The organism is Campylobacter concisus (genome assembly GCF_902460415.1).
GTDB classification, from domain to species: Bacteria; Campylobacterota; Campylobacteria; order Campylobacterales; family Campylobacteraceae; genus Campylobacter_A; species Campylobacter_A concisus_Y.
In genome coordinates, this window is sequence record NZ_CABPTY010000004.1 from 114,722 (window position 1) to 140,382 (window position 25,661).

Consider the following 25,661-nt stretch of genomic DNA (forward strand, 5'->3'; position numbering starts at 1 on the left):
TGGTCTTAGAAATGTAAATTTAAAGCAATTTTAGATAAACTCAGACCAAAATTTCTAAGAAAAAAGAAAGGTTTAACAATGAATGCTTCAGAATTTATCTGGATGGATGGAAAATTAGTTAAATGGGACGATGCAAAAGTACACGTTCTAACTCACTCTTTGCACTACGCTAATGCCGTATTTGAAGGCACAAGAGCTTATAAAACAAAAAAAGGTCTAGCTATTTTTAGACTTCAAGATCACACAAAAAGGCTTTTAAGATCAGCAAAAATGACTGTTTTAAATGTACCTTACACCGAGGAAGAGCTTGAAAAAGCGCAAATAGAGCTTCTTCGCGCAAACAAATATGACGGCAATGTTTATATTCGCCCACTTATCTTTTTAGGATACGGCGTAATGGGCGTAGCTCACACAAAAGCACCAGTGCAAACTGCTATCGCCTCATGGGAATGGGGTGCATATCTTGGCGATGAAGGTCTAGAAAAAGGCATCAGAGTTAAAATTTCAAGCTTTGCCAAACTCGCACCTGCTGCTCAAATGAACAGAGCAAAAGCTAGCTCAAACTACCTAAGCTCACAAATGGCAAACTACGAGGCAAAAGAGGCCGGATACGACGAGGCACTACTTCTTGATAGTGAGGGCTTTGTGGCTGAAGGTCCAGGCGAGTGCTTCTTTATCGTTGAAAATGGCGTTTTAATCACTCCACCAAACGACAACAGCCTACTTAGCATCACTCAAGATACAGTCATAAGACTTGCTCATGATCTTGACATTGAAGTAAAAAGGGAGCGCATCACAAGAGATCAGGCATATACAGCTGACGAGGCATTTTTCACAGGTACTGCAGCCGAAGTAACGCCTATAAATAGCATAGATAACCGAATCATTGGTAATGGTGCTAGAGGCGAAGTGACAAAGAGACTACAAAAAGCTTATTTTGACGTAGTTTACGGTCTAAATAAAAAATATGAATCATTTTTAACATATATTTAAAAATTTAAAGGAATGAAATGCCCGCTGATTTAAACGATTATTTCAATAAAAAAAGGCCAGGTAATGACAACAGAGGTTCTAGTCAAAATAGCGACAAAGAGCCGCCTTTCAAAAAGGACTTTAAAATGCCAAATCTACCAAGTGGTTTTGGTAAATTTGGAGCACTTGCCTACATTGTAATTGCAATTATTGCTATTTTTGCTATTACTCAGCCATTTAAAGTGATTCACTCAGGTGAAGTTGGTATTAAGTCTACAGCAGGTAAATACGAGCCAAATCCTTTGCAACCAGGCTTTCACTTCTTTTTACCTTTTATCCAAGATATCATCATCGTGGACACCAGAGTTAGGATCATAAACTATACTTCTGGCGAGGATATGGGCGAATCAATGCAAAAATCATATCAAGGCGTTGGTGCTGGAATTTTACGTAAAAATTCTATTTCAGTGCTTGATGCTAGAAATTTGCCAGTTAGCATTGATATTACTGTACAATACCGTTTAAATCCAGAAAATGCCCCTCAAACTATTGCCTCTTGGGGTCTTAGCTGGGAGAGCAAGATAGTTGATCCTGTCGTTCGTGACGTGGTTCGCAGTATCGCTGGTAAATATACAGCAGAAGAGCTTCCAACAAAGAGAAACGATCTAGCAAGACAAATCGATGATGGCATAAGAAAAGACATCGACTCTCAGCCAAATAAGCCAGTTGAGCTTTTAACAGTCCAGCTTCGTGAAATCATCTTGCCTTCAAAGGTAAAAGAGCAGATCGAGCGCGTCCAAATCGCTAAACAAGAGGCTGAGAGAACAAAATACGAAGTAGAAAGAGCAAATCAAGAAGCCTTAAAACAAGCCGCACTTGCTGAAGGTACAGCTAAAGCTGCGATCATTGAAGCAAAAGGTAAGGCTGATGCCATTAAAATCGAGGCTGACGCAACTGCGTATGCAAACAAAGAGGTCGCAAAAAGTGTCGATCAAAATCTACTAAATTTAAAGCAGATCGAGACGCAAAACAAATTTAACGAGGCTCTAAAAGAAAACAAAGATGCTAAAATTTTCTTAACACCTGGCGGAGCTGTGCCAAATATCTGGCTAGACGCAAAAGATAAAGCAAGAGCTAGCTCAGTAAGCGAGAGATAAAAATGAATAGCGTAACAAAAAGTATAGACTGGCAAAAGGTTGGCGGATTGCTTCCAGTAGTTGTTTGCGATCATGCCACAAATGAAGTTTTAATGCTTGCTTACATGAACGAAGAAGCATTAAATTTAAGTCTATCTAGCCGTTACGCTCACTACTTTTCACGCACCAAAAATAGAATTTGGAAAAAAGGTGAAGAAAGTGGCAATACTCAGGAGATAAAAGCTGCTTTTTTAGACTGCGACAACGATACTTTGCTTTTAAAAGTGATTCAAAACGGAAGCGCTGCTTGTCACACTGGAGCAAGATCATGCTTTTTTAATGAGATAAATTTATATGACGGTAAAATTTTAGATACAAAAGTTGAAGTCAAAAAAATAAATTATGGCGTACTTGACGAGCTTTACCATGTGATAGAAGATAGAAAGCTAAATGCCAACCCTGAAACTTCATATGTGGCAAGTCTTTTTAAAAAAGGTGAAAATCAAATTTTAAAGAAAGTTGGCGAAGAGGCTGGCGAATTTATAATGGCCGCAAAAGATCTTAGTTTCGTGGAAAACTCAAAGCAAGATGAGCAAAAAGCAAAAGATGACCTAATCTACGAAGCAGCCGATCTTTGCTTTCATGCACTTGTAGCACTTTCAGCCCATAATATCCATCCAGATGCTGTAAAAAACGAACTTGCAAGGCGTTTTGGTATGAGCGGCATTGAAGAGAAAAGATCGCGAGATGTTAAATAGCATTAAGCACAACTTACTTTTTGTATTGCAAAATGCAAAGCTCATTGATTTTCTAACCTATGGCTGGATATTTTTAGCATTTATACTAATTGTGCTTTTAGGGATTTTTATAGCGATAAAGTCGTGGTGGCAGATAGGATTTTTATTTATTTTGGCTGCTTTTTTCGGACTTTTTGTAGGTAATTACTACGCAAACAAATATATAAATGAAAATTTAAGGCCAGTTAGCATAAGCAAAATAACCACCAAGCAGCTTCAATATGTTGATGCGCTAATGGTTGATTTTAATATTACAAATAATTCAAATAATACACTTAGTATCTGTAAAATCGAGCTTGACTTCTACCTAAGCTCAAGGCAAAATACGAAAGACTTTTTTAACTCACTTAATCCATTTGCTAGAAAAAGAATCATCTTAAACGAGGAATTTTTGCCAAAGCAAAGCATTGAGGTTAAAGAATTTGTCAATGATTTCGCATTTATAGACTACAATATCTCTAAAAAAGTGGAGTGTTTTTGATGAGCTCAGCATATTTTACGATCGTTCATATTATCGTTCTTTTTGCGATTGCTCTGCTTTCTATTTTATTTCTTGTTCTCTCACTTAGAGCTGAGCGAAAGTTATTTTTATCACTATTTTTTACAAACATTCTAGTCTCAACCACACTTGCTGTTTTTTTGATGCTAGTGCTTGACAAATATACAAAAAAAGGCATGCTTGAAAATGTAAAAAGTGAGCGAATTTTGCGAAACGAGAGTATCGTTTTTAAAGGGCAAGTGAGAAATATTGGTAAATTTACAATTAGCAACTGCACGCTGACAGTCAAACTAATCAATCAACCGCTAAATAAAAATGACCTTGGTGGGGAAGCATTTTTTAAGCCAAGTGGGCTTTCATTTTTCTCATGGGTTCTTGGCACAGATAAGGACGAGAGGCCAAATACAGTTGAATATAAATTTGATGTAGCCAAAAATTTACCAAAGCAAAAAAGCACACCATTTACCGTATATATGCCATATCCGCCTTACTTTAAAAACGGCATGAATATCACAAAACTAAATTGCTACTAAGTCAAATTTAAAGCAAATTTTTACAAATTTCATAGGATAAAACGCTAAGTCTTAGTTTGATTTTAGATTAAATTTTATCTTTTTTAGTATCTGTACTGAACACTAATTTCTAAGTTAAAGATTTAAAAAGTACAAAGTATATCAAGTAGCCTCCCCAATTTTTGTAGGTCATTTAAAAAGAGCTGCTTTGTTTTTTGTGTAAATTCTTTTGCTTCTTCTAGGATTTTGGCCTCAGCTATATTGTAAGCAAACTCTTTTTTTAGGATCTTTGCACCTTTTTTATAAAAGAAATTTGCCTCTATTAAGCTTGCAAAAAAACTATCATCTCTTAAATAGTAGTTTGTTGCTACATTTACATGCACTGGCTTTTGTAACAAAAAATCACCACAAACACTATTTTGTGAGCTAAATTTAACGCTCTCAAGCACATCAGGTCTTTTCTCATAAAATTTTATCTCATTAGCTTTTTTTAAAGTCAGAATATCACTTGATTTATTTAAATTTATAGAGCTATTATTTACCTCAAGTACGTTTATAGTGCCCTTTGCAAGCGAATAAGCATTTAAAATTTTATCTTCTGCTAAAAGATTTACTATACCAAAAAATGGCACACTAGCATTTTGTTCTACGAAATTTTGAACGGTTTTTATTTGCAGCCACTGTTTTGTGCCATTTATCTCATAGTAGCTTACGTAAATAGAAATTTCATCTTTTTTGCTTGGATTCTTTTGCGAGCAACCACTAAAAAATATTGCAACAAGCAAAAAAATGGCTAAATTTTTCACTTTATGAAATAGTCACCATCAAAGCTCACAAGCGAATATCTTCGCTCATTGCCGATACTTTCTTTAAGTTCGTCTATGTTTAAAAATTCTAAGCTATCTGCACCGATATATTCTCTTACTTCCTCTGTATTTTTTTTAGAGCTTATTAACTCTTCAAAGCTTGGCGTATCGATACCGTATCGCTCAGGGTATTTAAGCTCAGGGCATGCGACTCTAAAATGAATCTCTTTAGCACCCGCATGTCTTAAAAGATCAACCACCTTTTTTGAAGTAGTACCGCGAACGATACTATCATCTATGACAACGATACTTTTACCCTTTAGAACTGATGACATCGGGTTAAGTTTTAGCTTAACTTTTAAATTCCTCATCTCTTGGCTTGGCTCGATGAAGGTTCTACCCACATAGTGGTTTCTAGTGATAGCTAGCTCAAAAGGGATCTTGCTCTCATTTGCATACCCAAGTGCTGCTGGCACACCGCTATCTGGTACAGGTACGACGAAATCTGCTTTAATTTTGCTCTTTTTAGCTAGTACTTCACCCATTTTTTTTCTAACTTCATAGACACTTTTACCTTCTATCACGCTATCTGGGCGAGCAAAATAGATATATTCAAATGCACAAATTCTAGGATCTGGATCATAAATTTGGATACTTTGAAACTCACTTTTTCCATGTTCAAAAACTATCATCTCACCAGGCCTAATATCTCTTATAAAGCTAGCTCCCACAAGATCAAAAGCGCAAGTCTCGCTAGCTACGATATATCCACCATCTTTTAGCCTGCCAAGACTTAGCGGCCTAACACCCCAGCGATCTCTTATGGCAAAGGTTTTATGGCGTGACTGGATAAGCAGACAATAAGCACCTTTTATCTTATCAAGTGCCGCGATAATACGGTCCTGCAAGTGTTTGCTATGGTTTCTTGCGATTAGATGGATGATATTTTCAGTATCCATATTTGTCTGAAATATCGCGCCATCTTTAATAAGCTCATCTCTAACTTCATCTTTATTTACCAAATTTCCATTATGGACGATTGAAATTTGTCCCAAAGAGTAGTTAGCGGCTATTGGCTGGGCGTCACGACCCGAGTTTTTACCAGCCGTTGCGTAGCGGTTGTGACCGATCGCCATATCACCTTTTAGCGATCTTAAAATTTCTTCATTAAAGACCTCTGTAACCAGGCCATTACCCTTGTGAGTAGAAATTTCTCCGTCATCACAAACGCTAATACCACTCGCCTCTTGGCCACGATGCTGCATAGAAAATAACGCATAATAGGCAGTCTTTGCTGCATCTTTAGAATTTATAATACCAACTATTGCACACATTTTTTTCCTTTAGTTTTCATCATCTTTGTAAATTTCAAGAACATTTTTGTAGTTAAATTTGATCTCATCGCCAGCATTTAAACAGCCTTTTGTAAATGGTTCATTGTCTAAAATGCCGGTAAATTCGCCGTTATTTGTCTCGCTAAAGACCACCCACATGCGCTCAACCTGAGCAAACTCATCATATTCAAATCTAAATATAAGCTTTACTATATCGCCAGTTCTTAAATTTTGACGCTTTTCACGCTCTGGCAAGTAGAATTTATCACCAAATTCTAGCTTGTAGCTCTCTACATCATCAAGCTCAAATTTAATCATCAAGCCCTAAACTATCGTCTATCGAGTAAAGGCCACTATTTTGATCTTTAAGCCAAATGGCAGCCCTGATCGCACCTTTTGAAAAGGTTGCCCTACTCGTTGCAGTGTGATTTAGCTCAATAAACTCGCCGTCATTATAAAAGCCAACCGTGTGGCGACCTACCACATCTCCACCACGAAGTGCCATGACTGCGATCTCGTCTTTGCTCCTAGCCCCTACCATACCGGCTCTACCAGTTACTAAAACATCTTTTAAATTTAAATCTCTTGCCTCAGCTACACTTCCTGCAAGTGTCATCGCAGTGCCACTTGGAGCATCTTTTTTATGCCTGTGGTGTTGCTCTACGATCTCTATGTCAAATTCTCTTAATGTTTTTGAAGCAATCCTTGCAAGGCGGTTTAGTACAGCCACACCCAAACTCATATTTGTTGCGTAAAGAATAGGCATAGTTCCTGATGCTAGGTGGAGCAAATTTTTCTCGTCATCATCTAGCCCGGTCGTACCGATAACTAATGGTTTTGGATTGGTTCTAGCGTAGTTTAGCAGTGCCATGGTCGCCTCTTTTTGACTAAAGTCGATTATCACATCGCACGCTTCAAAAAATTTAGCAAGGTCATTTGTCAAAAGCTCGCTACTTAAATTTTCAACCTCATTTTTTTGGCTAAAAGCGATGCTTAAAGTGGCATCTTTCTCATCTTTTAAACAAGAAATGATACTTTGAGCCATCTTTCCACTAGCACCATAAAGGCCTATTTTTACCAAAATTTATCCTTTGATTTTTGATTGAAATTTAACATAAAATTTATTATAGATAGATTACAAATAGGCTTTAAAAATACGTATAAAATCAAAAATTTGATAGAAAAAAAGAAGAAAAATTTAGCCAAAAATTTGGCTAAATTTTAGTATTAATGCAAGCTTTCTATGTAGCTCATAGCGCTAAGTGCAGCCACTGCGCCATCACCTGCTGCTACTATAACTTGCTTTGGAGCGTCCTCTCTGATGTCACCTGCCACAAAGAGCCCTTTTAGGCTAGTTTGCATCTTAAGGTTTGTCTTAACCTGTCCGCCATCAGCCATTTCGCAGATAAATTTACCGTTTTCATCTTTTAAAATTTCGTTATTTACATTTAGTCCGACAAAGGTAAAAATTCCCGGCACATCAAGTACGCGCTCGCCATTTTTGGTATCAAGCACGATCTTTGTTAGACCCATTTTATCGCCAAGTGCCTCTTTTATCGTCGCACTTGTTATAAATTCGATCTTTTCATTTTTTCTAGCTTTTTCAACCGTAGTTGGCGCCGCTCTAAATTCGTCACGTCTATGGATAAGATAGACTTTTGAGCAGATATTTGCTAGATAAAGTGCCTCTTCAACAGCCGTATCTCCACCGCCAAGAACAGCCACTTCTTTATTTTTATAAAAGAAGCCATCGCATGTTGCGCATGTACTAACACCTTTGCCAAAGAACTCATCTTCGCCTTTAAAACCAGCACGTCTTGGGGTTGAGCCAGTTGCTACGATGACAGCCTTTGCCTGCTCACTTTTGCCACCTTCAAGTAAAATTTCAAAGCTGCCGTCGCTATTTTTTCTAACACCAACAACGTTTGCCCATTTATGAACTAGCCCAAATGCGCTGCACTGCTTCCACCAAGTGCTCATAAAGTCGAAGCCGCTCTCGCCAGGGGCTTTTTGGCCTGGGTAGTTTTCTATCTCTGAGCTCGAGGTGATCTGACCGCCAGGCTCGCCTTTTTCAAACATTACAACATTTTTTAATCCGCCTCTAGTGGCGTAAAGTCCGGCGCTTAGTCCTGCTGGACCGCCTCCGATGATCGCTAAATCAAGCATAAATTTCCTTTATTCTAAAACATTTATGGACGAATTTTGTTTGTAAATTTCGCCCCTTTGATGAACTATCTCAACACTGCTTGGCAGCTTTGTAATGCTCAAATTTCGCATCAGCTCCAAGACTGTATTTATATCTGAGCTTATATATTTTAGTGTTGAGTTTGACTCATATCTTTTTTGAAAGATATCAATTGCCACAACTGTTTCATTTTTGGTTGGTAAAATTTCGTCTAATTTTGATTGATTTGAACTGAAGATTAAAAGCGTGTATTTTGGCTCTTTTGGAGTAAAAATTTCGCTTTTTTCGTAGAAAACCAGCTTCGCAAAATCAACAAATTTATATTGTGAAAAACGATAGTTACTATACGCAAATGTAGCCGCTATCATAGCTGCACCAAAAAATGAACCAAATATATATGTAAGAGGAAGCAGGCTTCCTCTTCTTTTTTCGCTCATTAAAGAAGCGAATTTAGTTTGTCAGTCAAGGCTTGTTTTGACTGTGCACCGACCATTTGCTCAACTAGCTCGCCATTTTTGAAAAATAGCAATGTTGGGATCGATCTGATGCCAAACTCAACTGCAAGATCTTGTACTTCATCAGTATTTACCTTGCAAATTTTCGCTTTGCCGTCGAAGTCTTCAGCAAGCTCTTCGATAACTGGAGCTAGCATACGGCAAGGTCCGCACCATGGAGCCCAAAAATCTACTAAAGCAACGCCTTCTTTTGTAACATCAAAATTTTCTTTTGTAAGTTCGATGTATTTTCCCATTTTTTCTCCTTATTTTTAAAATGTGGCAATTATACAAATTAAATTTAAATTTTATCTAAATAATAAATTTTATTATAAACTAATATTTTCTATTAGTTCTAAATTTTCATTTTTTATGACGAGCAAATCGACTTGAAAATCTCTATTTGGCTCATTTTTCATCATATAAAAATTTATAGTTTTTAAAATTTTTATATATTTTGCCTTATTTAGCCGGTATTCTGCTTCGTATTCTCCGCTAGTTGCTTTTACCTCTATAAAGTGCAAAATTTTATCTCTACTTAGTGCGATAATGTCGATCTCGCCAAATTTAGAGTGAAAATTTCTCTCTAAAATGACAAAACCAAGCTTTTGTAAAAATTCGCACGCCCTATCTTCTGAGCTTTTGCCAAAGAGATACTCTTTTAGTCCCAAGCTACTCCTCGATCCTCATCATAAATGGCTCTTCTTTTATATACTCTTGCTCTTTTAAAATTTCAATTGTCCTTCTTACATCAGCCTCAAGACTCGTATGTGTCGTAAAGAACAATACCGCAAATTCGCTCTCATCTTTTGGTTTTTGAAGTATGCTATCAATCGATAAGTTATTTTCACTCATTAAATTTGTAATCTTTGCTAGTACACCCATTTTATCTTCGACTTTTAACCTAAAGTAGTACTTCGTCTTTATCCTGTCGCGGTCAAGTAGCTCAAGCGTATTTAATTCAAACGGTGCTTTATATCCTAGCATCGGCGACTTACTATCTCTTGCGATGTCGATGAGATCGCTGATCACCGCACTTGCTGTTGCATCGCCACCAGCTCCAGGTCCATAGTACATCGTCTCGCCAACGACCTCACCAACGACACTGATCGCATTTGTCACACCACTTGCCTTTGCTATCATTTTATTTTGCGGCACAAGTGCTGGATGTACGCGTAGCTCGATTTTACCCTCGCTTTTTTTGGCAATTGCTAGAAGTTTTATTGAGTATTCGAAATCTTTTGCGAAAAATATATCTTCAGGTGTAATACCTTGTATTCCTTCGATCAAAATATCCTCTGGATCGCCATGCACACCGTATGCGATGCTTGCTAAGATAAGAAGCTTATGAGCCGTATCAAAGCCACCCACATCAAAAGTAGGATCAGCCTCAGCGTATCCAAGCTCTTGCGCCTTTTTAAGAGCGTCTTTAAAATTTGATCCCTCGTTCATCATTGAAGTTAGGATGTAGTTGCTCGTGCCATTTAGTATGCCATTTATGCTAACGATGTGATTTGCGCTCAAGCCTTCCCTTAAGGCTCTAATGATCGGCACGCCCCCAGCCACACTTGCTTCAAAGCCAAATGGCGTGTTTTTGGCTAAATTTTGCAAAGCATATCTGTGATAGGCAAGGAGTGCTTTGTTCGCTGTTACGACTGCTTTTTTTCGCTTTAAAATTTCACTCACAACCCTAAAAGGCTCTTCCACACCACCCATAAGTTCGACAAAAACATCGATATCATCGCGGTTTATAACGCTATTTATATCATCAGTCAAAGGGATGCCAGCATCTCTTTTTTTATTTAAATTTCTAACCACTCCGATGACTGGCACTATTTCCTCGCCACTTCTTGCTGCGATTATCTTTTTGTTTTTTAGCAAAATTTTAGCAACTGACTCGCCAACGGTTCCAACGCCCAATATCGCTACATTCATTCAAATTCTTTCAAATATTTTTTTATATTTCTTGCTGCTTGTCTTATCCTATTTTCATTTTCGATAAGAGCTAGACGCACATAGTCGTTTCCGCCCTCGCCAAAACCAATACCCGGGCTAACGGCAACCGATGCTTTTGTAAGAAGCTGCTTTGAAAACTCAAGGCTGCCCAGATGACTAACCTTTGGCGGAAGTTTCGCCCAGATAAACATACTTGAGCTTGGCTTTTTAAGCTCCCAACCAGCCTGAACAAAGGCCTCTATCATCACATCTCTTCTTTTTTCATAAATTTGGCGTATCTCTTCAACGCAGCTTTGATCGCCGTCAAGTGCGACTGTGGCAGCCACCTGTATCGGCGTAAACATGCCGTAATCAACCCATGATTTTATCTTTTTAAGTGCTGCGCAAAGTCTTTTATTTCCGCACATAAAGCCAACTCTCCAGCCAGCCATATTGTAGCTTTTTGAAAGTGTATAGCACTCGACCGCAACGTCTTTTGCACCATCGACCTCAAAGATACTTGGCGTTTTGTAGCCATCAAATGTAAGATCCGCGTAGGCAATGTCAGATATGACGTAAAATCTCTCTTGTTTTGCGATGCTTACAAGGCGCTCGTAAAAGCTCTTTTGCACGGTTACGGTCGTTGGATTGTGAGGAAAATTTACGACTACGTATTTTGGCTTTGGTGAGCTTGCGTGTATCGTTTGGATCAAATTTTCAAAAAATTTATTCTCATCTAGCTCAAATTTATCATTATAGTGAAGCGGCATCTTTGCGACACTTCCGCCAGCAAATAAAAACGCTTGCGTGTGTATCGGATAAGCAGGATCAGGCACGATAGCAACATCGCCTGGGTTTATCACGGCTTGAGCTAGGTGAACAAAACCCTCTTTACTACCCATTGTGGCGACTGCTTCAGTGTCTGGGTCTAAATTTACGCCATATTTTCTTTTGTACCAGTTACAAATGGCAAGGCGAAGCTTATAAATTCCAGCACTGGCTGAGTAGCCGTGAGTCTTGTCCTTTTGCGCGCTTTCGCATAGTTTATCGACAATGTGCTGTGGCGTTCTGCCCTCAGGATTACCCATAGAAAAGTCAATGATGTCTTCTCCGGCTCTTCGCGCAGCCATTTTTATTGCATTCACTTCAGCAAAAACGTAGTTTGGCAAACGCTCAATCGTATTAAATCTTATCTCATCAAACACTGCTTACTCCTATTTTATAAGCTTGATAATTATCTCATTTTTTATATTATTTATATCAACATTATCGCTAATTAATGCGTATTTTGCACCTATTGCTAAATTTATAGAAACGGTAGTTTTTGCTTGCTCCTCTTTTATAGAGTCGATCTGATTTAAATTTTTATCATAAATCCTAACAAGTGGCATCCATCTATTTGACTCTTTTGACGCGATATCCAGACTACTTGCACCCTCAACATCAACAAAATAAGTACCACCGCTTTTTAAAAGTGGTGTCTCTTCGTCAAAATTTACCTTTGCAGCCTTAAGAATCATATTCTGAGCATCTAAAAATATCTCTAAATTACCATCAACTCTATCAAATCCTAAAATTTTAAAACCGCTTTGACTAAGTGCTAAGCTTAATAAGCTTGGATCTATTCCGCCATTTTTTATGGCTGAAATTCCATAAGAAATTTGATCTCCATTTTTTAGGGAATTTATCCTTGAAATACTTATGTTGGCATCATCCAGAGTTGAATTTATTGATTTTACAAATAATGTAGAAGGAACTTTTTGCTCGCTTATAAATTTTAAATTCAAACTATTTGAACCAAATGAAATGCTATCGTAACTTGAGCTTTGCTTTAATCTTGATACTAGCTCATTAACATCGAGTGAGCCATTTTGGTCTAAATTTTCTAAAGAAATTTGCACATTTTTAACATTGCTTAAAGCACTTGCACTAGTTTGTAAGCTAAAAGCATAGGCAAATACACTAAAAGTGGTGAAAATCGCTATTTTTCTTACCAAGATTTACCCTTGTTAAGTTCTACAAACTCGTCATAACTCACAAATTTCATCTCTCCATTTTCTACTAAAAACCTAGCCGGGCGACTTGGATTATATTTTGTCACCTTATCGCCGATCTTTAGCTCAATGTTGCCATTTCCACAAACTACGAGCTGTCTTTGGTCTAAATTTATATTTATGCTTTTACTTGTGTCGTTTGATACTTTTTGACCATTTTCAAGATTAATGATGCCTATCCAGACACGTTGTTTTGGTGTAATGACCGCCTCATTTAGTGGCTTTGTAATGTTTTGCTCTATCTTAGGAGCTGGCTGAGCTGCCATGCTTGGCTTTACAGCATTTTGCTCCATGTTTGCAGGACTTGTTGTCACATTTTGCTCAACTGGAGCTGAAATTTTTACGCTTGATATGTTTGCTTCTATTTTAGGGCTATTTTGAGAGATGGTGATATTTGTATCGATGATATTTTTCTTCACCTCATTTACTATGCTTGATTGCGAATAGTTCACGCTTTTATTCTCATCATTTAAAAACGATAAAAAATTCTCGATATATTTGTAAGCATCAAAATGATATGCCCCACCAGCGATAATAGCTAAAATGATGAGCCAAAATAAAAATCCAGCACCGCCACTACCGCTTTGTTTTTGTATGGTAATATCTTTTGGAGTGTAAGAAGAAATTTTTGGAGTAACTTTAGTTTTGTGACTCTCATCAGGGGTGTTTTCTTGCATAAAGGCATCATATTCAGCTAGCAACTCGCTCAAATCAACGTCATATTCACGTTGTAAAATTTTGGCATAACCTCTAATATTTAAACGTGATAATTTTTCAAAATTTTTATCAAAAATATATTGTAAAAATGTAGGCTCAATATGCGTTTTACGTGAAATTTCCTTTATGCCTATCTCTTTTAAATTCTCTAATTCATTCATCTATCATCCTGTCACAAATTATTGCAAAAGCTGCACTTACATTTAAGGAGTCCCAGCCTTCTTTTAACTTTATACCAATACACTCATCACACTTTGCTAGAGCCTTTTGCGGTATGCCTTCGCCCTCTGAGCCCATCACCAAAGCTCTTTTACCGGCAAACTTCATCTCTTTTACGTTTTTGCCATTACTTGCTGTTGCATAAATTTTAAAGCCAAATTGCTTTAGTTCATTTAGCAAACTAAGCCCATCTTCAAAAATCGCTATTGGTATCTCATAGGCAGCGCCGCTACTTGATCTTAAAACGCCTTGCATATTTATACTTTTTGCCACTATCACAAAACCTTCGCAGCCTAGAGCATAAGCACTTCTAGCGATAGCACCGATATTGCCAACATCGCTTATGCCATAAAGAATAGCGATAAAATTTAGCTTTTTAAGCTCGGCAATGTCTGAAAATTCAAACTCACTAACATTCGCTAAAAAACCTTGATGATTCCCACCGCGAGCCAAAGACTGTGCTTTTTGATTATCCACGCGAATGATCTTTTTGCCTGTGCCACAAATTTTAGAGAAGAGTTTTTTGTCACACTCTTTTGAGAGATATATCTCTTCTAATATCTGTGGTCGCTTGTTCAAAATATGTAAAAATAGTTGTTTTCCGTATATTATCATGGTAACTTATGGTAGCTAAAGTCAATTAAAATTTAACTTATTTTTGTATGTAGCTAGAGTAAATTTTACACTTTCGTTTTAGTATCGCTTAGTAGTTTTGTAGCCTATAATTTAAGCTTTCGTAAGTTCATCATATATCTTTTTTACATCTTCTCCAGTTATTTTGTTAAGCAATTTTGCTTTTACTTTTGGAGCAAGATCAAGCGAAAGTATCTCATCTTTTGTGATATTTTGAGTGGCTGTTCTGTCACTTTTTGAGATGACAACCGCCCACTCTCCACTTAAATTTGCTTTTTCTAAAATTCGAGCTAAATTTTGAGCCTTTTCTTTAAATTTAGTCTCAAATTTTTTAGTGGCCTCTTTTATGGCAAAAATTTCTCTCTCAGGTTCTAGATTTGCGATGCTTTGTACTAAGCCTAGTATGCGTTTTGGACTTTCGTAAATAACGGCTGGATAAGCTAAATTTAGAGCATTTTGGATAGCCAAAGACCTATCTCTGCCAGTATTTGGCAAAAAGCCTAAAAAGACAAATTCCTTATCGCAAAGTCCGCTTGCAACTACACTTAAAAGTGCAGCATTTGCTCCACTTAAAATTTCATATTCAATGTTATTTTTTTGAGCGTATCTTACTAGACTTACTCCAGGATCGCTGATACCTGGCATACCAGCATCGCTCATGTAGGCTACATTTTTACTAAAAAAATCATCACTTAAATTTGTGAAAAAGTCATCTTCATTATGAGTGTGAAATGGAATAAATTTTGATATATTTATACTTGCGTCAAAGCGTTCGTTTAGCAGATTTATAAGGCTTTTGCAAACTCTTGTATCTTCGCAGATAGCTATCTCGCATTCACGCAAAATTCTAATCGCACGAAGCGAGATATCTTCTAAATTTCCTATTGGAGTAGGAATAAAGTAGAGCAAGGCTTATTTTTGAGCGTATTTTTTCTTAAATTTCTCAACACGGCCAGCACTGTCAACTATCTTTTCGCTGCCTGTGAAAAATGGGTGGCACTTGTCGCAAATGTCAATTCTGATTTCGCTTTTGTTTGACTTTGTCTTAAAAGTGTTGCCACACGCACAAGTTACAGTGCAATCTACGTATTCTGGATGGATATCTTTTTTCATCATTTTTCCTTTATTATTTTTGGGCTAATTATCTACATTAAAAGTTGCTGATTATATAAAAAGAAATCTAAAAATCAAATAAATTAAGCTATGAATTTTGCCGCTACTGAGATAACCGCAGTCTGTGATCTTAAGATATTTTTAGTATTTAGGCAGTAGCTATTTTTAAATTTAGCCGTCTCATCCTCGCTAAATCCACCCTCTGGACCAATTATTAAAAGCTCATCATCTTTTTTCCCATTTAAGCTTTTGCCACCAAAATTTATAGCTGAGACATTTTTATAAACGCTCATTAGCTCGTCCAAATTTTTATAAATTTCAAACTCCATTAGTGAAGTTCGTCCACACTGCTCACATGAAAGTGCATTTATATAGTTTAGCCTTTCAATATCTATCTTAAAATTTGCTTGAGAAAATTTAGTATAGACAAAAGCTATTTTACCAACGCCAAGTTCATTTAAAAATGGCAATGTCTTTTCTATCGTCTTTGGATCGACGATAGCCCAAGCGATCGTAAAGTCGAATTTTTGCTCGCCATTTGAGCTGGCAAAGACAAGACTTAAGCTCGCACTTCGCCTATCAATCTCATCAATTTCATAAATATACTCTTTAAAGTCTCGTAAATTTCTAACACTTATTCGCTCACCAGCTTGCATTCTTCTAGCTTTTAGGTGCAAAAAAGCTTCATTTACTATCTTTAAGCTTTCATTACCTGCATTTTTATCATATAAAAATTTCATCTAAATCCCTGCAACTACAACTAAAACAAGATCACAAAATCCCTTAATAAGGGCGAATTTTTTAAATTTTTCTAAGTCACCATTAGCTGCATAAATTTTTAGCCTTTTAAACCCTATGGCACTAAGCGCGATTAAAATTATTAAGACAATTAACATTTTTATGACATTAAATTTAAGCTCATATCCATAATACGTCCATAAAATAAGTCCGGTTAGCACAAGAAAACTAAGTAGCATATGATAAATTGGTAAAAAATATCTTATACGAAGCACATAGTTTTTACTATTGCTACCAAACTGAGTAAGTATTAAATAAAGTATATTACAGGCAACTAGTGCATAAAAAAATATCACATGAAAAGGCAAAGTATATGCAAAAAGTGAGGAGAGATGTTCGTTCATTTCTTATCTTTAGAAGGCTCGTTCTCTTCTACAACTGGCTCAGGTGGAAGTTGTTCATCGATTGTGACATTTGCGTCTGGTTGAGCTATGGTCACATCACTAGGTATAGGCTCGCTAATATCGTTTTTAGCCTCATCTTTATCTCCACAACCCGCAAATAGACCAGCTATAAATAAAAAAGAAGTTATAATTTTTTTCATCAAACGTCCTTTGGAATTTCTATTTTTAACCTATTTTTCATTTTCTCGAATAAATTTTTATCTTCCCACTCTTCTATGATAGCATCTGAAAATTTGATATCATCTAGCCTTATCTCGCCCATTTGCTCATTTACGGCGTCCTCTTTAAAGCACTGCGCATAGCCCGTATCAGTCTCATGCACGATAATGCTATGAAGCTTCACTTCACGCTCGCCGTTATTCATCACGCTAAGCTCAAGTAGCCGCTCTATCATAACAAAAAATATGCGGCAAAACTGCTCTGCACTTGGATTTAGCGGGATCTCGATCCATCTTGCCGAGTGCTTTTTTAGATCATTTTTATACTCATCATTATCGCCTGAAAATATTGTTGTAGCGTGATCAAAACTATCAATGATCGTTTTTATATTTTGTTTCATTAAGCCAAAGTCATAAACCATGCCGGCATTATCAAGAAAATTTGAGCTAAGTAAAATTTCAGCCACATAGCTGTGCCCGTGGATGCTAGTCCTGCAACGCTTTGAGCTGCAAAATCTCACAATATGTGCATTTTCAAATCTAAAAAGCTTTCTAATAATCATCAAACACCTTCTTTATCGCTCCAAAGCCTGATATGAATACGCTCTGAATAGTTAAAACCATACTTTATAGCAAATTCTGCTGTTTTTAAAGCATTTTCGTTTAGCTCAGCTCTATTCGCCCCTATTGCCATACACCAAACTGGCAAATCCACTTGATTTTTTATATTTATAATTTCGTCTAACTCGCTTTTGTCAAAGTGCGAGAGGACAAATTTTAAAAAGCTACTTCTTGCATTATTTTTAATAGCCAAAATAGCATCTAAATTTATACGTTTTTGCTCATTAACTCCGCTATTTGCTAGCTTTACACCAAGTGCAAAATGGCATTTTTTATAAATTTCATATTTAGCAAAATCAATTAAGATAGTGCCATTCGTCTCAAAATGTACTTCATAATCTTCAAGCAATTTCTTTACCAAATTTATAAAATTTTCACTTTCATGCCAGATGAGTGGCTCACCACCAGTCAAAACAATGATCGGTTTTTGTATTAAGCCTTTACATAGGTTATCAACTAAGCCTAAAATTTCATCTACACTGTAAATTTTATAATTAAAATGCCCTTTAAAAACAGCCCTTATGCTATCGCATCCTAGTAGGTTTTCACCGGTTTTTAAAGACTTTGTTTGCACGCCAAAGCCAGAGCAGTTTAAGTTACATCCTAAAAAACGTAAGAAAATAGCCAGTCTGCCCTGATACTCGCCCTCGCCTTGAATACTTAAAAACGCTTCAACTAGCTCTAGCTCTTTGCTCATCAACCACCAGTTTGATAAAAGGCACGCGAAGAGGTTTCATTGCTAGCGCCTATCGCCCATTTGTTCTCTTTTGGCTTGTTTGCTAGTACTTGCCTTAAAATTTCACTTGCAGCTACGATATCACCTTTTTCAACCGCTTTTTTGATACTAAGAGCCTCTTCAAAGTAAAGGCAAGGTATCAAAAGTCCCTCAGCACTTAGTCTGATGCGGTTACAGCTCTCGCAAAAATCGTGTTTATGCGGATCTATGATGCCAAATTTATAACCATCATCAAGCCTATAAATAGACGCAGGCGCATTTGGTAGTTTTCCATCTTTCGTAACATTATATTTTTGTGAGATGATTTTTAAAATTTCATCGCTACTTAGCCCTTTTAGATCATCTTTTGCGTGTGAATTTTCCATATACTCAATAAATCTGATCTGAGAATCTCTAAATTTAGCAAACTCAAGCAAATTTATAAGCTCATCATCATTTACGCCTTTTAGTGCAACAGTGTTGATTTTTACCTTTAATCCAGCATCATGAGCTGCTTCAAAGCCAGCTAAAACTTCGTGCAAGACGCTTTTTTGTGCTATAAATTTAGCCTTTTGCTCATTTAGCGTATCAAGCGACATATTTATGCGCTTTAGCCCAGCGTCTTTTAGCCTTTTGGCAAAGTGCGAAAGCATATAGCCATTTGTAGTAAGCGCTAGATCAATGTCTGGATTATAATCACTTATCATCTTTATAAAAACGTCCAAATCCTTACGTACAAGCGGTTCGCCACCAGTGATTCTTATCTTTTTTATACCTTCATCAATAGCCACTTTTACAAATAAAAATAGCTCTTCAAAGGTTAATAAATTCTCTCTTGGCGTCCAGCTAAATGGTGTTGTAGGCATACAATATCTACACCTAAAGTTGCAACGCTGAGTTACAGAAATCCTTAAATAATCAACAACCCGACCATATTTATCAACTAGCATAAAGCACCTTCTTAAGCTTGGTTAGAGCTTTTTATAATTTTTTCAATTATATGTTAAAAGATTTAAATCAAAATAAAAATTTAAGCCAATTTTTGTAGTTTAAGAGTAGATTAGTCTTTTTAAAATTAGCCTGTAAATTTAGGCTAATTTATGAAATTTAAGCACAAACTCGACTCGCCCCATTCCAACATGAAGGTCCTTTGCGATCATCGCTGCACTTTTTCCATCTTTAAACATTTTTAAAATTTGCTCTTCTTCATTGATGACACTTGGTGCGATTTTATTAATATCTCTTGTTCGCTCTTCAAGACTAACTATCCTATCTTTTTGCTCTGTTGCAAAATCATCAATTACTCGCTCAATGCTCTTAATCGCACGAATTATTGGCACAATCTTTTCATTTATTTGCAAATCAATATTTTCTTTTATCTGTTTTTTAAGTGGCTCATATTGTTCACTATTTTTAAACGCCTCGCCCTCAAGCATTGAAATTTGCTTTTTTAGATTAAAATTTTCTTGCATAACGCTTTCTATCGCTCGCTCAAATCTCGCAAATTTTTTATTTGTCTCACTATCTTTTATCAACATCAAAGCTACTATTATCGCCAAAACGATACCAAAGCCTAAAAAAATATAAATTTCCATATTTTTCCTTTACGAATTCGCTCTCATTTCTCTTATCATTACACGCTCTCTAGCTGTTACGTAAGCGTTCCAGTCAGCTTCATCCTCTTCGTGCATATTTTCTATCTTTGCTAAATTTTCACTAATAGCTCTTAAATAAAGACTCAAATTTCTCTTTGGAAAGATAGGCATAGCAATCCTTGCATAGTAAATTTCATCTTTTATAAATTTCTCTTCACTTATTTTGATGTGTGTAAAGCCGATTTCTTCGATACTAACTCTCTCTTTTAGTGGCAAATATTGCTTATGTTCGTTTTTAATATAATCACTCAGAGCATCGACTTTTCTATGAAGCTCAATCAGCAAAGTTAATAAAACTTGATCGCTCTCTTTGGTTTCGCCACGCGATTTAGCTCGTTTTAGCCAAGCCCCAAGCGCATCCTCTTCACCCGGCAAGATGGAGTCAAACTCTCTTTTAAATTTCTCGCTTCCATCTTTATCAGACTCAAATTCCATATCAAGAGGCGCTTTAAACAGCTTAATCTCACTCATAATACGCTAATCCAAACAAAGATAAAAAATAAAATCCCCAAATAGCCATTTAATGTAAAAAATGCTCTATCTATCTTGCTAAAGTCGCGTCTTACGATCCTATGCTCAAAAAATAAAATAACGCCACTTGCTAAAATACCAAAAAAGGCCATCGCTCCAAGCCCAGCTGCCCAAGCAAAAAGTAGCCAAAATATAAAAGCTAAAGCGTGAAAAATGGCCGATAAAAAAAGCGTGGCCTTGTCGCCGTAAATAGCTGGTATGCTAAAGAGCTTGTTTTCTTTATCAAATTTCATATCCTGAAGTGAGTAAAGCAAGTCAAATCCAGCTACCCAAAATGTCACACCAAGGCAAAGTAGCACGCTCCAAAGCGGTATGGCAGCGCTCACTGCAACCACGCCAGCGATGGGGGCAAGACCTAGGCTAAGGCCAAGCACTAGGTGTGCTAGCTCACTAAAGCGTTTAAATAGCGAATACCCACCAAGAACAGCTAAAATAGGAAAACTTAGCCAAAATGCGAGCGAATTTATAAAATAAGCGCATGCGATAAAAATAAAAGCATTTGCCACGATAAAAAGCTGCATATTGCTCCTACCGATACGACCATCAACGCTTGGACGGCTCGCAGTTCGTGGATTTAACTTATCGATATCTTCATCTTTATATCTATTAAATGCCATAGCAAAATTTCTAGCACTAACAGCGCAAAAAGTACCTAAGATAAGCAGTTTAAAGCCAAACCAAGCCGAGCCACTTTCTATCTTGCTAGCAACTATCATCGCCACAAAAATAAAAGGCAAAGCAAAAACAGAATGCTTAAAAACGATAAGTTCAGCGATAATTTTTAATTTTTCTATCATTTGATAAATTTCCATTTTCTTTAAAAATAGTTGATTTTACACCATTTTGCTTTAAATTTGAATTTATATTATCATTACAAGATTAATTTAAAACAAAGGGTTATTATGGGCAAAGCAGCGATTATTGGAGATAGTTTTAGTGCGTTATTTACGGCTTACGAATTAGCTAAAAAAGGTGAAGAAATTTTAATTATTAGCAGCCAAAAAGATGATTTTACAAATGGAATTTTAACGCCTTTTGGTACACACGCTCTTGCAAAAGATGGAGCGATATCTAGCTCGTTTATGGGGCTAGTTAGCAAAAAAAGCGAGCTTGATATAAGTATTTGCTTAAATGAAACCTTTAGAGCTTGGATAACAAATTTTACACTTAAATCAACCAAAGCTCACGACAAAAAGATGCAAATTTTGTTTTCAAAATTTGGTAAGAAAAGCTTTGAATTTTTAAGAGATTTAAACAACAAATATCCGCAGATAAATTTCGATGAGAGCGGCGTTTATCTACTTTTTAGCAATGACGAAAGCTTTAAAAAAAGGCTTGATGAGATAAAAGTTGCCCATAGCGAGCAAGAAATTTTAAGTGTAGATAAAGAGCTTGCAAATTTTGGGCTAATAAATAAAAACATAAAAGGCGCTATAAATTTAGCCAACAACGCAAGTATTGATACAAATGAGCTAAAAAAAGCTTTGATAAATGAGCTAAATTCTCTTGGGGTAAAATTTATAAATGATGAAATTTATGAGCTAAAAACGCAAGGGCAAATAGTACAAAAAGCTACCGGCAATAACGGCGAATATGAGGCCGATAGCTTTGTGATTGCTTCAAAAAATTTAGAGCTTTCAAATAAGCTAGGCACGAGCTTAAATGCGATTTTGGCTAAATTTTATACTATTGATCTTAGCCTAAATGAAGGGCAAATTCCTAAAAAACCAATCATTTTAAATGATTTATTTGCCAAAATTTATCCAACTAAAAATGGCGTTACGATTATTACAAATTTACAAGTCGGCGCTATCGATACGCTTGTTAAAACTGAAAAGATTAATGCATTTTTAAATGAGCTAAAGATACATCTTGGTATAAGTGAGCTAAAAGAGCCTAGTTTTAGGGCAAACTACGTGCTTCTTAGCTCAAACGATAAGCCAGCTCTTGGACGCGATAGCGTATATAGCAACTTGGTCTATAACCAAGCTTATGGACTAAATGAGCTTAGCTTTGCTCCGTATTTTGCTGGTATTTTGGCTAGTCTTATAAAAGATAGCAAAAATAACGATGAAAATGATGAAATTTTACTCTTTAGCTCGTTTTATGAGGGCTAGACTTGTTTAAAGAATTTGCAATAATTGGCACCACAGCAAGCGGCAAAAGCGATCTTGCATTTGAGCTTGCAAAGGAGCTTAACGGTGTCATCTTGAGCCTTGATTCGCTTGCACTTTATAAAGAGATAGATATCGCCAGTGCAAAGCCAAATAAAGAGCAGCTTGAAACTATAAAGCACTTTGGTGTAGATGAAATTTATCCTGATGAAGAATTTAGCGTTGGGGCATTTTTTGAAATTTATAAAAATGCAAAGAATTTTGCGCGCTCACAAGACTGCTCACTCATCATTACAGGAGGCAGCGGCTTTTATCTAAAATCAATGCTTAGCGGACTTGCACCAGATGTGCCAAAATGTGAGCTAAATTTAAGCAATGAAGAAATTTACGAGCTAGCTGTAAAAATCGATCCTGAGTTTGCAAGCAAATTTAGCCAAAACGACTCTTATCGCCTCGAAAAGTGGTATCAAATTTATAAATTTAGTAGCCAAATTCCAAGCATTTGGCTAAGAGAAAATACTAAAGAGAGCATCATAAAAGAGCTAGCGATATTTGAAATTTTATGGGATAAAGATGAGCTTAGAGAACGTATTAAAAAGAGAACAAAAGGCATGCTTGAAGCTGGGCTTATAGATGAGGCGAAATTTTTATTTGATAAATATAAAAGTGAGCCAAAACCCCTAAAATCAATAGGCTTAAAAGAGTGCAAGCAATTTTTAAATAAAGAAATTTCTCAAAACGAGCTTGAAGAGCTCATAGCTACACATACGGCTCAGTTAGCAAAACGTCAGCGAACCTTTAATCGCTCGCAGTTTGAAAAAAAATTCGTGGGTGATTTGGATCAAATTAGAAGTGAAATTTTAAAATTCTTAAGAGAATAAAAACTAGCCCACAAGGGCTAGTTAATAAAATCAAATAGGCATTACCCTAATTTTTGGGCTTAAGCTCTCTTGCAAGACATTTTCAATCGCATAAAGAGTGCCAGTTGAGCCACTTGCACAGCCCGAGCAAGCACCAAGATAGCGGATATAAATATCAGTATTTTCTCCGTTATCATTTCTGATATCTAAAATTTCTAGATTTCCACCATCCATCTCGAGCATTGGGCGAATTTCTTTATCTATGACAGACTCGACTGCTTTTAACTGCCCTACCATCGTCATATTTTCAAAGGTAATGTCACCTAAAGTATGATTTGCTTGGGCATTTGCCTGAGCTTCGATCTTTTCACGCTCCATTTCAGCCCTAGTATCACGCAAAATATCCACCAAATAATATTCTCTTTTTTCATGACCACCAGGCTTTACGCAAGACTTGCAAAATGCACCAGCTTTGGTGTATTGCGTGATCTCTTCAACCGTATGAAGGTCATTTAGCCTTATCACTTCTTTAATCGTACCAAGGCTTACCCTAGCGCACTCGCAAACGATGATCTCATCTTCAAAATGCTCTGGGTCTATGCCTTTATAGCTTGCCGCAGCTGCTTTTATAACATCATATGCCATAACTGAGCAGTGCATCTTTTGAGGTGGAACTGCTGGCGTTTCTGGATTGTCGCGCATAGCCTTTTCGACATCAAGGTTTGTGATCTTGACCGCTTCATCGACCGTTTTGCCGATACAAAGCTCGGCCATCGTATCAGAGCTAGCTATCGCTGTGCCACAGCCAAAGCTTTTAAATTTAGCATCTATTATTTTGTCTGTCTTTTCATCAACAAGCCAGTATAGCCTAACCGCATCACCGCAGCTTTCTGCACCAAAGTCAGCCACAATAAGCTTTGCGTTTGCCTTTTTAGCATCTTCTTCGGTTATCTCCCCCATAAATTTAGGATTATTCATCCTGTCTTGCACTACCTTAGAATACTCATCCCAGATAGAGCCTCCGATCAAATTATTCTTTGCCATATTATTTTCCTTTAAATTTTATAATCCACTCTTATGCCATTCTGGGGCGTAGGCAAATGTACTAGAAATACCTCTTAGTCTATTTACCGCTTTTGTTATATGCTCGATCGCATAATCAATCTCTTCTTCTGTATTAAATCTAGAAAGAGATAGTCTAAGTGCGGTGTGAGCCAGCTCTTTATCTGCCCCTATGGCCTCCATTATTGGGTTACTCTCTAATGTTTCACTTGCACATGCTGAGCCAGTTGAAGCTGCGATGCCAGCTTTGTTTAGATCCCAAAGCATAGCTTCGCCTTCAACGCCTTTTATAGAAGCCAAAATGGTATTTGGCACACGTTGTTCTTTTTTACCAACGACGCTAACGTCAGGAATTTTTAAAATTGCATCTTCAAGTTTATCACGTAAACGGCGAACATGAGAGTGCTCATAATCCATAAATTTATTTGCCAGTTCAAGTGCTTTACCCATGCCTATGATGCCAGGAACATCGAGCGTACCACTTCTGCGTCCACCCATATGCTCGCCGCCGTGAAGCAAGCTACTTAGTGGCATACTATTTTTTATAAATAGTGCTCCAACACCCTTTGGTCCGTGAAATTTATGCGCAGAAAAGCTTAAAAAATCAACGTCAAGGTCTTGAACATTTATCTTTATCTTTCCAACTGCTTGAACAGCATCCGTGTGGAATAAAGCTCCATATTCATGAGCGATACTAGCAAGCTCTTTTATAGGAAAGATCATGCCAGTTTCGTTATTTGCACTCATTATAGAAACAAGTGCTACATTCTCATCCATTACAGCTCTAAGCTGTTCTGGTGTGACTATACCATCGTTATTTACATCTAAAACAGTAAGCTCTACGCCATATTTTTCTAAAAATTTACAAGTCGCCAAAATAGCTGGATGCTCAACTGCGGTTGTTACGATACGCTTTTTCTCGCCAGTTGCTATTTTGTCAAAGTAGATGCCTTTTACTACCCAGTTGTTGCTCTCAGTTGCACATGAGGTAACGACGATATCATCGCTATCTTTTGCGTTTAGTCCGGCATAGAGCTGATCTAGCGCTGTTCTTAAAGCTGGATGTGTTTCAGAGCCAAATTTATGAAGCGAGTTTGGATTGCCGTATTTTTCACAAAAATATGGTTTCATAAGCTCAAAAGCTTCAGGATCAACCATTGTTGTAGCGTTATTGTCTAAATATACTCTCAAATTTAAAACCTTAATTAGGATAAAAAATATCCTTTTTATTTTTGATGGGATATTATAACAAAAAAGTTAAAAGCAAGTTTAAAAATACGCTTTAATTTTTTCAAAATTCAGCTCATATTGATATTAAAATATATTGAAATTCTTTA

The 25,661-nt window shown here is 36.7% G+C and carries 33 protein-coding genes; 7 read left to right on the plus strand and 26 right to left on the minus strand.

Annotated elements, in window-relative coordinates:
• Positions 1–78: 78 nt before the first annotated feature.
• From FZ940_RS08530 to FZ940_RS08550, 5 genes are read left to right on the plus strand one after another with little or no spacing between them, the layout of a single operon-like run.
• The gene (locus FZ940_RS08530) at positions 79–993 is read left to right on the plus strand and encodes a branched-chain amino acid transaminase (RefSeq protein WP_103579740.1); all 915 of its coding nucleotides are present in this window, start codon (positions 79–81) and stop codon (positions 991–993) included.
• A gap of 17 nt (positions 994–1,010) precedes the next feature.
• Positions 1,011–2,129, plus strand: a complete 1,119-nt coding sequence (locus FZ940_RS08535) for a prohibitin family protein (protein WP_103579741.1) — start codon at positions 1,011–1,013, stop codon at positions 2,127–2,129.
• A 2-nt stretch (positions 2,130–2,131) separates the two neighbouring features.
• Positions 2,132–2,866 (plus strand): bifunctional phosphoribosyl-AMP cyclohydrolase/phosphoribosyl-ATP diphosphatase HisIE, encoded by a 735-nt coding sequence (hisIE, locus tag FZ940_RS08540; RefSeq protein ID WP_148822239.1) that lies wholly within the window; start codon positions 2,132–2,134, stop codon positions 2,864–2,866.
• Positions 2,856–3,386, plus strand: a complete 531-nt coding sequence (locus tag FZ940_RS08545; protein ID WP_148822240.1) for a DUF2393 family protein — start codon at positions 2,856–2,858, stop codon at positions 3,384–3,386. Before hisIE ends, FZ940_RS08545 begins: the two co-directional genes overlap by 11 nt.
• The gene (locus tag FZ940_RS08550; RefSeq protein WP_021090969.1) at positions 3,386–3,937 is read left to right on the plus strand and encodes a DUF2393 family protein; all 552 of its coding nucleotides are present in this window, start codon (positions 3,386–3,388) and stop codon (positions 3,935–3,937) included. Before FZ940_RS08545 ends, FZ940_RS08550 begins: the two co-directional genes overlap by 1 nt.
• A gap of 122 nt (positions 3,938–4,059) precedes the next feature.
• On the opposite strand, the gene FZ940_RS08555 is transcribed toward FZ940_RS08550, so the two are convergent.
• The 24 genes from FZ940_RS08555 to mqnP form a co-directional block, all read right to left on the minus strand.
• Positions 4,060–4,701, minus strand: a complete 642-nt coding sequence (locus tag FZ940_RS08555) for a DUF8095 domain-containing protein (protein ID WP_187422159.1) — start codon at positions 4,699–4,701, stop codon at positions 4,060–4,062.
• 17 nt (positions 4,702–4,718) lie between these two features.
• Complete coding sequence (purF, locus tag FZ940_RS08560) at positions 4,719–6,056, minus strand: amidophosphoribosyltransferase (RefSeq protein WP_148822242.1); 1,338 nt, start codon at positions 6,054–6,056, stop codon at positions 4,719–4,721.
• Between the two features lie 9 nt (positions 6,057–6,065).
• On the minus strand, positions 6,066–6,374 hold the full coding sequence (locus FZ940_RS08565) for a DUF2314 domain-containing protein (RefSeq protein WP_148822243.1): 309 nt from the start codon (positions 6,372–6,374) through the stop codon (positions 6,066–6,068).
• Entirely contained in the window at positions 6,367–7,137 is a 771-nt protein-coding gene (gene dapB, locus FZ940_RS08570) for a 4-hydroxy-tetrahydrodipicolinate reductase (RefSeq protein WP_087576538.1), read from the minus strand. The genes FZ940_RS08565 and dapB overlap by 8 nt, the downstream gene beginning before the upstream one ends.
• A 146-nt stretch (positions 7,138–7,283) precedes the next feature.
• Positions 7,284–8,222, minus strand: coding sequence for an NAD(P)/FAD-dependent oxidoreductase (locus tag FZ940_RS08575; protein WP_148822244.1), 939 nt, complete (start codon positions 8,220–8,222; stop codon positions 7,284–7,286).
• A 9-nt stretch (positions 8,223–8,231) separates the two neighbouring features.
• Positions 8,232–8,678, minus strand: coding sequence for a hypothetical protein (locus FZ940_RS08580; RefSeq protein ID WP_148822245.1), 447 nt, complete (start codon positions 8,676–8,678; stop codon positions 8,232–8,234).
• The gene (trxA, locus tag FZ940_RS08585; RefSeq protein ID WP_012001054.1) at positions 8,678–8,992 is read right to left on the minus strand and encodes a thioredoxin; all 315 of its coding nucleotides are present in this window, start codon (positions 8,990–8,992) and stop codon (positions 8,678–8,680) included. Before trxA ends, FZ940_RS08580 begins: the two co-directional genes overlap by 1 nt.
• Before the next feature lie 72 nt (positions 8,993–9,064).
• Positions 9,065–9,406 carry a YraN family protein gene (locus FZ940_RS08590; RefSeq protein WP_148822246.1) on the minus strand — a complete coding sequence of 114 codons (342 nt, stop codon included), beginning with the start codon at positions 9,404–9,406 and terminating at the stop codon, positions 9,065–9,067.
• A gap of 1 nt (position 9,407) precedes the next feature.
• On the minus strand, positions 9,408–10,670 hold the full coding sequence (locus FZ940_RS08595) for a homoserine dehydrogenase (protein ID WP_148822247.1): 1,263 nt from the start codon (positions 10,668–10,670) through the stop codon (positions 9,408–9,410).
• Positions 10,667–11,875, minus strand: a complete 1,209-nt coding sequence (locus tag FZ940_RS08600; RefSeq protein WP_107792849.1) for an LL-diaminopimelate aminotransferase — start codon at positions 11,873–11,875, stop codon at positions 10,667–10,669. The genes FZ940_RS08595 and FZ940_RS08600 overlap by 4 nt, the downstream gene beginning before the upstream one ends.
• Positions 11,876–11,884: 9 nt before the next feature.
• Positions 11,885–12,667, minus strand: a complete 783-nt coding sequence (locus FZ940_RS08605; protein WP_148822248.1) for a hypothetical protein — start codon at positions 12,665–12,667, stop codon at positions 11,885–11,887.
• Positions 12,661–13,602 (minus strand): phosphatidylglycerophosphate synthase, encoded by a 942-nt coding sequence (locus FZ940_RS08610; protein WP_148822249.1) that lies wholly within the window; start codon positions 13,600–13,602, stop codon positions 12,661–12,663. The genes FZ940_RS08605 and FZ940_RS08610 overlap by 7 nt, the downstream gene beginning before the upstream one ends.
• Positions 13,595–14,275, minus strand: coding sequence for a 23S rRNA (guanosine(2251)-2'-O)-methyltransferase RlmB (gene rlmB, locus FZ940_RS08615; RefSeq protein ID WP_107792852.1), 681 nt, complete (start codon positions 14,273–14,275; stop codon positions 13,595–13,597). Before rlmB ends, FZ940_RS08610 begins: the two co-directional genes overlap by 8 nt.
• Before the next feature lie 111 nt (positions 14,276–14,386).
• Complete coding sequence (gene rsmI / locus FZ940_RS08620) at positions 14,387–15,202, minus strand: 16S rRNA (cytidine(1402)-2'-O)-methyltransferase (protein ID WP_107792853.1); 816 nt, start codon at positions 15,200–15,202, stop codon at positions 14,387–14,389.
• A gap of 3 nt (positions 15,203–15,205) precedes the next feature.
• Complete coding sequence (gene rpmE / locus FZ940_RS08625) at positions 15,206–15,406, minus strand: 50S ribosomal protein L31 (RefSeq protein ID WP_002942443.1); 201 nt, start codon at positions 15,404–15,406, stop codon at positions 15,206–15,208.
• Between the two features lie 83 nt (positions 15,407–15,489).
• Entirely contained in the window at positions 15,490–16,146 is a 657-nt protein-coding gene (locus FZ940_RS08630; protein WP_148822250.1) for a 16S rRNA (uracil(1498)-N(3))-methyltransferase, read from the minus strand.
• On the minus strand, positions 16,147–16,548 hold the full coding sequence (locus tag FZ940_RS08635) for a hypothetical protein (protein WP_103649566.1): 402 nt from the start codon (positions 16,546–16,548) through the stop codon (positions 16,147–16,149).
• Positions 16,545–16,748, minus strand: a complete 204-nt coding sequence (locus tag FZ940_RS08640; RefSeq protein WP_103649567.1) for a hypothetical protein — start codon at positions 16,746–16,748, stop codon at positions 16,545–16,547. Before FZ940_RS08640 ends, FZ940_RS08635 begins: the two co-directional genes overlap by 4 nt.
• Positions 16,748–17,329: a 6-pyruvoyl trahydropterin synthase family protein gene (locus FZ940_RS08645; RefSeq protein ID WP_103649568.1), complete on the minus strand. Its 582-nt coding sequence runs from the start codon at positions 17,327–17,329 to the stop codon at positions 16,748–16,750. Before FZ940_RS08645 ends, FZ940_RS08640 begins: the two co-directional genes overlap by 1 nt.
• A complete protein-coding gene (locus FZ940_RS08650; RefSeq protein WP_148822251.1) occupies positions 17,329–18,084 on the minus strand; it encodes a 7-carboxy-7-deazaguanine synthase QueE in 756 nt (251 codons plus the stop codon). Before FZ940_RS08650 ends, FZ940_RS08645 begins: the two co-directional genes overlap by 1 nt.
• On the minus strand, positions 18,084–19,052 hold the full coding sequence (gene moaA / locus FZ940_RS08655) for a GTP 3',8-cyclase MoaA (RefSeq protein WP_035167294.1): 969 nt from the start codon (positions 19,050–19,052) through the stop codon (positions 18,084–18,086). The genes FZ940_RS08650 and moaA overlap by 1 nt, the downstream gene beginning before the upstream one ends.
• A 138-nt stretch (positions 19,053–19,190) precedes the next feature.
• Complete coding sequence (locus FZ940_RS08660; RefSeq protein ID WP_021091068.1) at positions 19,191–19,697, minus strand: DUF6115 domain-containing protein; 507 nt, start codon at positions 19,695–19,697, stop codon at positions 19,191–19,193.
• Positions 19,698–19,706: 9 nt separating this feature from the next.
• Positions 19,707–20,228 carry a hypothetical protein gene (locus FZ940_RS08665; RefSeq protein WP_087578263.1) on the minus strand — a complete coding sequence of 174 codons (522 nt, stop codon included), beginning with the start codon at positions 20,226–20,228 and terminating at the stop codon, positions 19,707–19,709.
• A complete protein-coding gene (mqnP, locus tag FZ940_RS08670) occupies positions 20,225–21,085 on the minus strand; it encodes a menaquinone biosynthesis prenyltransferase MqnP (RefSeq protein ID WP_148822252.1) in 861 nt (286 codons plus the stop codon). Before mqnP ends, FZ940_RS08665 begins: the two co-directional genes overlap by 4 nt.
• Positions 21,086–21,190: 105 nt before the next feature.
• Between mqnP and FZ940_RS08675 the strand changes: the two genes are divergently transcribed.
• Complete coding sequence (locus FZ940_RS08675; protein WP_148822253.1) at positions 21,191–22,405, plus strand: FAD-dependent oxidoreductase; 1,215 nt, start codon at positions 21,191–21,193, stop codon at positions 22,403–22,405.
• Positions 22,406–22,407: 2 nt separating this feature from the next.
• The gene (miaA, locus tag FZ940_RS08680; RefSeq protein WP_148822254.1) at positions 22,408–23,283 is read left to right on the plus strand and encodes a tRNA (adenosine(37)-N6)-dimethylallyltransferase MiaA; all 876 of its coding nucleotides are present in this window, start codon (positions 22,408–22,410) and stop codon (positions 23,281–23,283) included.
• Positions 23,284–23,313: 30 nt separating this feature from the next.
• Here miaA and FZ940_RS08685 read toward each other — a convergent pair whose 3' ends face one another.
• A complete protein-coding gene (locus tag FZ940_RS08685) occupies positions 23,314–24,306 on the minus strand; it encodes an iron-sulfur cluster assembly scaffold protein (protein WP_085657896.1) in 993 nt (330 codons plus the stop codon).
• 18 nt (positions 24,307–24,324) lie between these two features.
• On the minus strand, positions 24,325–25,515 hold the full coding sequence (locus FZ940_RS08690) for a NifS family cysteine desulfurase (RefSeq protein WP_148822255.1): 1,191 nt from the start codon (positions 25,513–25,515) through the stop codon (positions 24,325–24,327).
• Positions 25,516–25,661 lie beyond the last annotated feature (146 nt).